We start from the raw sequence: 8719 nt of genomic DNA on the forward strand, positions 1-8719 counted from the left end.
AGTCACCCGGGCGTCGGACGCCTCCTGTGGGCGCGGACGTGGACCAGGCGGGGGGGGCTGGGGCGGGGGGGGGGGGGGGGGGGGGGGTCCGGCGCCCCCCCCCCCCCCCCCCCCCCCCCCCCACCTCCAGGCCAGGGGCCTCAGCTCACGATGACGCCGATCTTCGGGGCGGGCTCGTTCTGGTAGTTGGCCGGGCCGAAGTTGTCCGCCACGGCCTTGTCCCAGGCCTTGTCGGCGACCATCTTCTCGAGGGCCGCGTTGATCTTGTCGACGGTCGCGGTGTCACCCTTCTTCACACCGATGCCGTAGTTCTCGTTGCTCAGCTTCAGACCGGCGAGCTTGAACTGACCCTTGTACTGCTCCTGCGCGGCGAAGCCGGCCAGGATCGAGTCGTCGGTGGTCACCGCGTCGACGGCACCGCTCTGGAGGTTGGCGATGCACTCGGAGTACGAGCTGTACTCCTGGAGCTGGGCCTTCGGGGCGATCTCCTTCTGGACGTTCTGCGCGGACGTCGAGCCGGTCACGGAGCACAGCTTCTTGCCGTTGAGGTCGGTGCCCTTGGTGATGTCGGAGTCCGACTTGATCAGCAGGTCCTGGTGGGCCAGCAGGTACGGGCCGGCGAAGTCGACCTTCTCCTTGCGCTCGTCGGTGATCGAGTAGGTCGCGGCGATGAACTTCACGTCGCCCCGGGCCAGCGCGTTCTCGCGGTCGGCGCTCTTGGTCTCGACGAACTCGATCTGGTCGGGCTCGTAGCCGAGCTCCTTGGCGACGTACGTGGCGACGTCCACGTCGAAGCCGGAGAACTTGCCGCCCGGCTCCTTCAGACCGAGACCGGGCTGGTCGTACTTGATGCCGATCTTGATCGTCTCGCCGCCACCGGTGCCGGTGCCGGAGCCGCTGTCGTTGTCGCCGTCGTCGCCCCCACAGGCCGTCGCGGTCAGGGACAGGACGAGCGCAGCAGCCGCCGCGGCGGAGACCTTGCGGAGCTTCATGGTGAACATCCTTCGTGTGGTGAGGAGATGCCGTGTTGCTGGAAGACGCTTTACATCGCGGGAGCGACGAAACGTCAGTGGTGCAGGATCTTCGACAGGAAGTCCTTGGCGCGGTCGCTGCGCGGGTTGCTGAAGAACTGGTCTGGCGCAGCCTCTTCGACGATTCGGCCGTCCGCCATGAACACCACGCGGTTTGCCGCCGATCGTGCGAATCCCATCTCGTGGGTGACGACGATCATGGTCATGCCGTCTCGGGCGAGCTGCTGCATGACCTCCAGGACCTCGTTGATCATCTCCGGGTCGAGCGCCGACGTCGGCTCGTCGAAGAGCATGACCTTGGGGCCCATCGCGAGTGCCCGCGCGATGGCGACACGCTGCTGCTGTCCGCCGGAGAGCTGGGCAGGGTACTTGTCCGCCTGAGTACCCACACCCACGCGGTCCAACAGTGCGCGGGCCTTCTCCTCGGCCGCCTTCTTGTCCGTCCTGCGGACCTTGACCTGGCCGAGCATGACGTTCTCGAGCACGGTCTTGTGCGCGAAGAGATTGAAGGACTGGAACACCATGCCGACGTCCGCGCGCAGTCGCGCGAGGCCCTTGCCCTCGGTGGGCAGCGGCTTGCCGTCGATGGTGATGTCGCCGGAGTCGACCGACTCCAGGCGGTTGATGGTGCGGCACAGGGTGGACTTGCCGGACCCGGAGGGCCCGATGACCACGACGACCTCACCGCGCGCAATGGTGAGATCGATGTCCTGGAGTACGTGCAACGCGCCGAAGTGCTTGTTGACGCTCTTCAGGACGACCAGTTCGTCGGGCGCGGCCGCGTCATCCTTGGCCACCGATACTTCGGTCATCGCTCTCTGGCTCCGTCCTCCTCGGTTTCGGAGGACAGTAATAACCCTACGCGACCAGCGTCATTACATCTGAGGGGAATCTGAGCATCACGATCCGATAGCAATCGGACACGTGTCGTAGCACTTGCGACCTGGCCGCGTATCGGCCGGATAACGGAAGCCGCGAGCAACCGGAACCCTCTTGACGCCGTCCTCGTCAATCGGCGTGACTGCCTTGATGCACGCGCGCGCGTGCATACGTTTGTAGACGACGAGACCGTACGCGCCATGAACCGAAGGAGGCCGGGATGAGACTGCTCCTCGTCGAGGACGACAACCATGTCGCCGCCGCCCTGTCCGCGGTACTCGCGCGGCACGGCTTCGACGTCACCCATGCCCGCAGCGGCGAGGAGGCCCTTCAGGCCCTCGTCCCCGAGGGGCCGGGCTTCGGCGTGGTCCTGCTCGACCTCGGCCTGCCCGACCAGGACGGCTACGAGGTCTGCGGGAAGATCCGCAAACGCACCAGCACCCCGGTCATCATGGTCACCGCACGTTCCGACGTCCGCTCCCGCATCCATGGCCTCAACCTGGGGGCGGACGACTACGTCGTCAAGCCGTACGACACGGGAGAACTGCTCGCGCGCATCCACGCGGTCAGCCGGCGCACCGTGCCCGAGGACGCCGCAAGCGACGGCGACGCCGTGCTGCGCCTGGGAACCGTGCACATCGAACTGCCCACGCGCAGGGTCAGCGTCGACGGTTCGGTCGTCCAGCTGACCCGCAAGGAGTTCGACCTGCTCGCCCTCCTGGCGCAGCGGCCCGGAGTGGTGTTCCGCCGGGAGCAGATCATCAGTGAGGTGTGGCGCACGAGTTGGGAGGGGACCGGGCGCACTCTCGAGGTGCATGTGGCGTCCCTGCGGGCCAAACTGCGGATGCCCGCGCTGATCGAGACCGTGCGAGGCGTCGGGTACCGGCTCGTCGCCCCCGCCGCCTAGCGGGCCGGGGTGCGCACTCGACTTCTGCCGCTGCTCATCGTCCTGATGGCGGCCGTACTGCTGGCGCTGGGCGTGCCGCTCGCCGTCAGCGTGGCCGCGGGGGAGCAGCAGCGCGTGATCGTCGACCGGATCGACGACACGGCCCGCTTCGCCGCGCTCGCCCAGTACGTCACGCCCACCACGACCGGCCCCGGCGCCACCTCCCCCGACCAGCGCACCCTCAGCCGCGAACTGGCCAGCTACTACGAGGTCTACGGCATCCGTGCCGGGGTCTTCTACCGCAACGGCTCCCCGATGGCCCAGGCGCCCACCGACTGGCTGCTGCCCGACGAGGGGGAGGTGCGCCGGGCGTTCGCGGAGGCGCTGCTCAGCCGGCGCAGCCAGGACCCCAAGCAGATCTGGCCCTGGCAGCGCCGCAGCATGGTCGTCGCCTCACCGGTCATCCGGGACGGTGACGTCGTCGCGGTCGTCGTCACCGATTCGCCGACCGGCGCGATGCGCTCCCGCATCCTGCAGGGCTGGCTGCTCGTCGCGGCGGGCGAGTTCGCCGCGATGCTGCTCGCCGTCGGCGCGGCCCTGCGGCTGACCGGCTGGGTGCTGCGGCCCGTACGCATCCTGGACGCGACCACGCACTCCATCGCGAGCGGCAGGCTGAAGTCCCGGGTCGCGGTGGCGAGCGGTCCGCCGGAACTCAGACGGCTGGCCCGGTCGTTCAACGAGATGGCCGACAACGTCGAGGACGTCTTGGAGCAGCAGCGCGCCTTCGTCGCCGACGCCTCGCACCAGCTGCGCAACCCGCTCGCCGCGCTCCTGCTGCGCATCGAACTGCTCGCCCTGGAACTGCCCGAGGGCAACGAGGAGATCGCCTCGGTCCAGGCCGAGGGCAAGCGTCTGGCCCAGGTCCTGGACGATCTGCTCGACCTGGCCCTGGCCGAGCACGCCCAGGCCGACCTGACCCTGACCGACATCGGGGCGCTCACCGCCGAGCGGGTCGCGGCCTGGTCCCCGACGGCCGAGGCGAAGGGCGTACGGCTGGTGGGGGACTGCCCGCCGACTACCGCCTGGGCGGACCCGGTCGCCCTGTCCAGCGCCCTGGACGCGGTGATCGACAACGCCGTGAAGTTCACGCCCGAGGACGAGTGCGTGGAGGTCGCGGTCGCGTCGAACGGCGATGTCTCGACCATCGTGGTCACCGACCGCGGGCCGGGCCTGACCGACGAGGAACTCACCCGCGTCGGCGATCGTTTCTGGCGCAGCGGGCAGCACCAGAACATCAAGGGCTCCGGACTGGGCCTGTCCATCTCCCGGGTCCTGCTGGAGGCGGGCGGCGGCTCCATCGCGTACGGCCACCGGGAACCGCACGGGCTGCGGGTGACGGTGTCGGTGCCCAGGTCGGGGCCGGTGCGCTAAGTTCAGCCGGCCGGTGCGGTGGGGGCGGCCGGTGCCGGTCGGGGCAGCTGGTGCCGGCTGGGGTCCGCTGCGGACGCGAGCGGTGCGGCGGAGGCCCGGCCCGGGGCGCGAAAGCTCTAGCTAGGGCTTGACCGAGCGGTAGTAGCGCCGGGCGCCCTCGTGCAGGGGCACCGGGTCGGTGTAGATGGCCGTGCGCAGGTCCACGAGCTGGGCCGAGTGGACGTCCGCGCCGATCCTGTCCCGGCTCCTGATCACGGTCCGGGTCAGCCACTCGGTGAGCCTGGCGTCCACGTCCGCGCGCGTGACGAGGAGGTTGGAGACGGCCATCGTCGGAACGGGCGTGCCGTGCTGGACGGCCGGGTAGGCCGACTCCGGCATGGTCGTGGCCCGGTAGTAGCGGGCGGCGCCGCCCTGTCCCTGGAGCCGGGCCACGAAGTCGGCTTCCAGCGGGACGAACCGGAAGGCGAAGTCGTCGGCGAGCGCCGTCAGACCGTCCGTGGGCAGTCCGCCGGACCAGAAGAACGCGTCGATCCGGCCGTTCTCGAGCCCCTCGGGGCCGGTGGCGATGCCGTCGGGGAGCGGGGTGATGTCGGTCCGCGGGTCGATGCCCGCCGCCTTCAGCACCTGGGTGGCGATCAGCCGCACTCCGGAGTCCGGCAGACCGATGGCCACCCGCTTTCCCTTGAGGTCCTCGACCGACTCCACGTCCGAGCTGCTCGGCACGACCAGATGCACATAGTCGTCGTACAGTCGTGCGACTCCGCGCAGCTGCTCGGCCCCGGGGCCGGCGTCCTCGCGGTACGTCTCCACGGCGTCGGCCGCGGCGATGGTGAAGTCGGCGGTGCCCGCGGCCACCCGGGCCACGTTCTTCTGCGACCCGTCGCTGAGCTGGAGCCGTACGTCCAGGTCCGGCATGTCCCGCTTCAGCGCGTTGCGCAGCAGGCTGCCGTACTTCTGGTAGACGCCGTGCGGCGAACCCGTGCTGAACGTGACGTTCCCGCTCGGAGGCTCGTCCCCGAGCGGCAGCAGCCACCACAGCAGCAGCCCGAGCGCCACGAACACGGCGCCCGCGCCCTGGAGAGCACGCCGCCTGCCGATTCGGGGGAACGCCTTGAACATGGGCGCGATCCTGCCAGGCCGGGCAGGGTGCTGACCAGGGGCGGAGGGGGAGGGGGCACGACGAGGCCGTGGTGCGCGGACGCGGGGGAGTGTTGGCGGCGGGCGGTCTGCGAGCGCGCGGGTGTGCCAGAGGCGGCCGGTGTGCGTGCCCGGGGGAGTGGCCGAGGCGGCCGGTGCGCGTGCCCGGGGGCTGTCAGTGGCGGCCGTTAGAGTCGGCGCATGAACCCCTCGCCCGCCGATCTCGTCCGTGAGTTCCACCAGGCCTTCGGCCTCGCCACCCGCAGTACGCCCGCCGAGGTCGCACCGGAGCTCGCCGCGCACCGTGGGGAGCTGCTCGCGGAGGAGGCGGCGGAGGTCGCGGAGGTGTCGGTGTCCGGCCCGCTGGACCGGCTCGCGCACGAGCTGGCGGACGTCGTGTACGTCGCCTACGGCACCGCCCTCGTGCACGGCATCGACCTGGACGCCGTGCTCGCCGAGATCCACCGCTCCAACATGACCAAGCTGGGGCCGGACGGCCAGGTCGCCCGCCGTGCCGACGGCAAGGTTCTCAAGGGCGAGCACTACGAGGCCCCGGACGTCCCGGCCGTCCTGCGCCGCCAGGGCTGGATATCCGGCAGCGGGGCCTGACCTGGTCCGGTGCCGGGTCCGGTGCCGGTGCCGTCCGTCACCGCCTGGAGCCCGGGACGAGGCCCTCCCCGGACCGCCTACCCTTGAACGCATGACCAGCAGCAGTGACCGGAGCCCGGCAGTGGACGTTCAAGGGACCAAGACGTACGAAGTGCGCACCTACGGGTGCCAGATGAACGTCCACGACTCCGAGCGGTTGTCCGGACTGCTCGAGGACGCCGGATACGTCCGCGCCCCCGAGGGGGCGAACGGCGACGCCGACGTCGTGGTTTTCAACACCTGTGCCGTGCGCGAGAACGCCGACAACCGGCTCTACGGCAACCTCGGCCACCTCGCGCCGATGAAGGCGCAGCGCCCCGGCATGCAGATCGCGGTCGGCGGCTGCCTCGCCCAGAAGGACCGCGACACCATCGTGAAGCGGGCGCCCTGGGTGGACGTCGTCTTCGGCACGCACAACATCGGCAAGCTGCCGGTGCTGCTGGAGCGCGCGCGGGTGCAGCAGGAGGCGCAGGTCGAGATCGCCGAGTCGCTGGAGGCGTTCCCGTCCACGCTGCCGACCCGCCGCGAGAGCGCCTACGCCGCGTGGGTCTCCATCTCCGTCGGCTGCAACAACACCTGCACCTTCTGCATCGTCCCGGCGCTGCGCGGCAAGGAGGAGGACCGCCGCCCCGGCGACATCCTCGCCGAGATCGAGACGCTGGTCGGCGAGGGCGTCTCCGAGATCACGCTGCTCGGCCAGAACGTCAACGCCTACGGCTCCGACCTCGGCGACCGCGAGGCCTTCAGCAAGCTGCTGCGCGCCTGTGGGGAGATCGAGGGCCTGGAGCGGGTCCGTTTCACCTCCCCGCACCCCCGCGACTTCACCGACGACGTGATCGCGGCGATGGCGGAGACCCCGAACGTGATGCCGCAGCTGCACATGCCGCTGCAGTCCGGCTCGGACACGGTCCTGAAGGCGATGCGCCGCTCCTACCGGCAGGAGCGCTACCTCGGGATCATCGAGAAGGTCCGCGCGGCGATCCCGCACGCGGCCATCTCCACCGACATCATCGTGGGCTTCCCCGGCGAGACCGAGGAGGACTTCGAGCAGACCATGCACGTGGTGCGCGAGGCCCGGTTCGCCAACGCCTTCACCTTCCAGTACTCCAAGCGCCCCGGCACCCCGGCCGCGACGATGGACGGCCAGATCCCCAAGGCGGTCGTCCAGGCGCGCTACGAGCGGCTCGTCGCCCTCCAGGAGGAGATCTCCTGGGACGAGAACAAGAAGCAGGTCGGCCGCACCCTGGAGCTGATGGTCGCCGAGGGCGAGGGCCGCAAGGACGGCGCGACCCACCGCCTGTCCGGCCGTGCCCCCGACAACCGCCTCGTCCACTTCACCAAGCCTGACCAGGAGGTCCGCCCCGGTGACGTCGTCACCGTCGAGGTGACCTACGCCGCCCCGCACCACCTCCTCGCCGAGGGCCAGGTGCTGAGCGTGCGCCGCACGCGCGCGGGTGACGCCTGGGAGCAGCGCAACGCCCAGGAGCAGGAGAAGAAGCAGGGCGTCATGCTCGGCCTGCCCAAGGTGGGCGTCCCGGCGCCGCTGCCGGTGGCCGCCGGCAGCGGCTGCGGCTGCGACTGAGCGGCGGGCCGGGCAGCCTGCCGCCCGGGAGTGACGGCGGGGCGGCCTCGCCGGGCCGGGCGCACGGTGACGGGGGACGGTTCGTCCCGCTCGGGTCCGGAGCCCGCCGGACGCGCCGGTCGCTCGCCCCATGCGCGCGTGCGCGGGTTACGCTGCCGATCATGCTTGTCGCCGCCGCAGTCTGCCCCTGCCCTCCGCTGCTGGTCCCCGACGTCGCCGCGGGGGCCGCGCCCGAACTCGATGCCGCCCGTGCCGCGTGCGCGGACGCCCTGGGGCTGCTCGCCGCAGCCCGGCCCGATCTGCTGGTGGTCGTGGGCCCGGACGCGGAGACGGGGCCGACGGCGTACGCGCAGGGCACGCCCGGCTCGTTCCGGGGCTTCGGTGTCGACCGGGACGTGACGCTGGGACAGGCGCGGGACGGCGTCGTCGGCACTCTTCCGCCGTCGCTCGCCGTCGCCGGATGGCTGCTGGAGCGGACCGGATGGGCGGACGCCCCGATCGAGGGACTCGGCGTGGGGGAACCGCTCGCGGTCGAGCGGTGCATCGAGATCGGAAGCGAGATCGCCGCCCGGGCGGAACGGGTGGCCCTGCTGGTGATGGGCGACGCCAGCGCGTGCCGCACACTCAAGGCCCCCGGCTACCTCGACGAGCGGGCCGAGCCGTTCGACGCGGAGGCCGCGCGGGCCCTGGAGACGGCGGACCTCGCGGGCCTCAAGGGGCTGGACGCCGATCTGGCGCGTGAGCTGATGGTGTCCGGCCGGGCACCGTGGCAGGTCCTCGCGGGCGCGGCCGACGGCGCCGCCCTCCGAGGCGCCCTGCTGTACGAGGACGCGCCCTACGGAGTGGGATACCTGGTCGCGGCCTGGTCGTAGGGCAGCGCGACAAGCAGGGACGCGACACCGAGGGACGAGGCCCCCGGATCACCCGGATCGGCCGGACTCATCGGTCCCGCGGGGGCCGGCGGCCGCACCTCGCGACAAGAAGGCGGCTGGTCGCACGCAGGAACGGCGGGGGGGGGGGGGGGAGGGGGCCGGGTTTCCCCCGCCTCCACCCAACCGAGGGCAGAGGGAGGGGGGGGGGGGGGGGGTGGGGCGCCGAGGGAGGTGGGGGTTCCTCTTTCCCTCC

8 protein-coding genes are annotated in these 8719 nt (G+C 71.3%); 5 read left to right on the forward strand and 3 right to left on the reverse strand.

Features of this window, described 5'->3' with window-relative positions; translation table 11 throughout:
• Positions 1–140: 140 nt before the first annotated feature.
• Together ACZ6SQ_RS33595 and ACZ6SQ_RS33600 are read right to left on the reverse strand one after the other, a co-directional pair.
• Complete coding sequence (locus ACZ6SQ_RS33595; protein ID WP_469568854.1) at positions 141–992, reverse strand: glutamate ABC transporter substrate-binding protein; 852 nt, start codon at positions 990–992, stop codon at positions 141–143.
• Positions 993–1066: 74 nt separating this feature from the next.
• Positions 1067–1843: an amino acid ABC transporter ATP-binding protein gene (locus ACZ6SQ_RS33600; RefSeq protein ID WP_469568856.1), complete on the reverse strand. Its 777-nt coding sequence runs from the start codon at positions 1841–1843 to the stop codon at positions 1067–1069.
• A 287-nt stretch (positions 1844–2130) separates the two neighbouring features.
• Between ACZ6SQ_RS33600 and ACZ6SQ_RS33605 the strand changes: the two genes are divergently transcribed.
• Positions 2131–2817, forward strand: a complete 687-nt coding sequence (locus tag ACZ6SQ_RS33605; protein WP_469568858.1) for a response regulator transcription factor — start codon at positions 2131–2133, stop codon at positions 2815–2817.
• Positions 2818–2826: 9 nt separating this feature from the next.
• Positions 2827–4227, forward strand: coding sequence for a sensor histidine kinase (locus ACZ6SQ_RS33610; RefSeq protein WP_469568860.1), 1401 nt, complete (start codon positions 2827–2829; stop codon positions 4225–4227).
• 120 nt (positions 4228–4347) lie between these two features.
• On the opposite strand, the gene ACZ6SQ_RS33615 is transcribed toward ACZ6SQ_RS33610, so the two are convergent.
• Complete coding sequence (locus ACZ6SQ_RS33615) at positions 4348–5346, reverse strand: TAXI family TRAP transporter solute-binding subunit (RefSeq protein ID WP_469568863.1); 999 nt, start codon at positions 5344–5346, stop codon at positions 4348–4350.
• A 219-nt stretch (positions 5347–5565) separates the two neighbouring features.
• On the opposite strand from ACZ6SQ_RS33615, the gene ACZ6SQ_RS33620 reads away from it, so the two are divergent.
• From ACZ6SQ_RS33620 to ACZ6SQ_RS33630, 3 genes are all read left to right on the forward strand, one after another.
• On the forward strand, positions 5566–5973 hold the full coding sequence (locus ACZ6SQ_RS33620; protein WP_469568865.1) for a pyrophosphohydrolase domain-containing protein: 408 nt from the start codon (positions 5566–5568) through the stop codon (positions 5971–5973).
• A 91-nt stretch (positions 5974–6064) separates the two neighbouring features.
• Positions 6065–7594 carry a tRNA (N6-isopentenyl adenosine(37)-C2)-methylthiotransferase MiaB gene (gene miaB, locus ACZ6SQ_RS33625; protein ID WP_469568867.1) on the forward strand — a complete coding sequence of 510 codons (1530 nt, stop codon included), beginning with the start codon at positions 6065–6067 and terminating at the stop codon, positions 7592–7594.
• 161 nt (positions 7595–7755) lie between these two features.
• On the forward strand, positions 7756–8466 hold the full coding sequence (locus ACZ6SQ_RS33630) for a class III extradiol dioxygenase subunit B-like domain-containing protein (protein ID WP_469568870.1): 711 nt from the start codon (positions 7756–7758) through the stop codon (positions 8464–8466).
• The last annotated feature ends 253 nt before the right edge of the window (positions 8467–8719 follow it).

This window comes from Streptomyces sp. NPDC048600 (genome assembly GCF_055587025.1).

What these genes read in the sequence shown, in the direction of transcription:
- ACZ6SQ_RS33595 (WP_469568854.1), bottom strand. Translation starts at nt 992, where the DNA reads ATGAAGCTCCGCAAGGTCTCCGCCGCGGCGGCTGCTGCGCTCGTCCTG.
- ACZ6SQ_RS33600 (WP_469568856.1), bottom strand. Translation starts at nt 1,843, where the DNA reads ATGACCGAAGTATCGGTGGCCAAGGATGACGCGGCCGCGCCCGACGAA.
- ACZ6SQ_RS33605 (WP_469568858.1), top strand. Translation starts at nt 2,131, where the DNA reads ATGAGACTGCTCCTCGTCGAGGACGACAACCATGTCGCCGCCGCCCTG.
- ACZ6SQ_RS33615 (WP_469568863.1), bottom strand. Translation starts at nt 5,346, where the DNA reads ATGTTCAAGGCGTTCCCCCGAATCGGCAGGCGGCGTGCTCTCCAGGGC.
- ACZ6SQ_RS33620 (WP_469568865.1), top strand. Translation starts at nt 5,566, where the DNA reads ATGAACCCCTCGCCCGCCGATCTCGTCCGTGAGTTCCACCAGGCCTTC.
- miaB (WP_469568867.1), top strand. Translation starts at nt 6,065, where the DNA reads ATGACCAGCAGCAGTGACCGGAGCCCGGCAGTGGACGTTCAAGGGACC.
- ACZ6SQ_RS33630 (WP_469568870.1), top strand. Translation starts at nt 7,756, where the DNA reads ATGCTTGTCGCCGCCGCAGTCTGCCCCTGCCCTCCGCTGCTGGTCCCC.